Below are 1160 nucleotides of genomic sequence, written 5' to 3' on the forward strand. Positions count from 1 at the left end.
CCTGCGCGAGGTGCTGGGCTATGACGGCGACGAGCTGCAGGCGGTGCTGGATAGCGGCGCCGTGGGAGACCCGCAGAGAACCGCAGCGGAATAGAAAAGGAAAGACCGGTAGCATGCGGCGCAAATCCGCAGCTGCCGGACCCAAGGGAGGAAAAACATGCGATTGATCGTCATGGGGCAGCAAGCCTTCGGCAAGGATGCGCTGGCCAAGATCATCGAAACCGGAACCGACGAAGTCGTGGCCGTGTATTGCGAGCCCGACCGGGACGGCAAGCCGGTGGACCCGATCAAGGAGTTCGCGCTGGAAAAGGGCCTACCCGTACATCAGCCGGCGAATTTCGACGATGCCGAGGCGCTGGAAACACTGGCCGGATACAACGCCGACCTGATGGTCATGGCCTTCGTCAACGTCTTCGTGCCCGAAGCGGCGCGGGACACGCCGACGCACGGCTCGATCTGTTTTCACCCGTCGCTCCTGCCGCTGCATCGCGGCCCGAGCGCGGTCAACTGGCCGATCATCATGGGATCGGACAAGTCTGGTTTCAGCTGGTTCTACCCGTCGGACGGGTTGGACGAGGGCGACAGCCTGATGCAATGGGAATGCGAGATCGGCCCCGACGACACGGTGATCGACCTCTATTTCAAGAAGATCTACCCGGCGGCGGTGGACAGCGTGCTGGAGGTCTGCGACCTTTTCCGCGCGGGCAATCCGCCGCATATCGTGCCGGACGAAGCGGAGGCCACCTACGAGCGCCGCTGCACCGCGCGGCACTCGGAAATCTGCTGGCACCGTCCGGTGGGGCAGGTCTATGATCTCATTCGCGGGACCAACCCCGCCCCCGGCGCATGGACGACCTACAAGGGTGCCAAGCTGGGAATTTTCGACAGTGCCCGCGCTCCCGGCGACGGCATTTCCGGCCGGGTCCGCGCCATCACCGACGACGGCATCGAGGTGCAGTGCGTCGGAGGCCGTATCCTGGTCAAACGAGTACGCCCCGAGGGCGGGGACAAGACACCCGCCGCCCAGTGGGCATCCGAAGTCGGCCTTGAGGTCGGCGAAGAATTTCCAAGCTGAAACGCGACAAAGGAACACATCATGAGCCACAAATCAGACATCGAGATTGCGCGTGCGGCGTCGAAGAAGCCGATCCAGGAGATTG

The 1160-nt window shown here is 63.4% G+C and carries 1 protein-coding gene; it reads left to right on the forward strand.

Going from position 1 to position 1160, the window contains the following annotated elements; translation table 11 throughout:
- The first annotated feature begins 157 nt into the window (after positions 1-157).
- Positions 158-1075 (forward strand): methionyl-tRNA formyltransferase, encoded by a 918-nt coding sequence (locus RBB18_RS23145; protein WP_245890602.1) that lies wholly within the window; start codon positions 158-160, stop codon positions 1073-1075.
- Positions 1076-1160: the final 85 nt, after the last annotated feature.

This window comes from Roseovarius sp. MMSF_3298 (assembly GCF_030733705.1).
GTDB classification, from domain to species: domain Bacteria; phylum Pseudomonadota; class Alphaproteobacteria; order Rhodobacterales; family Rhodobacteraceae; genus Roseovarius; species Roseovarius confluentis.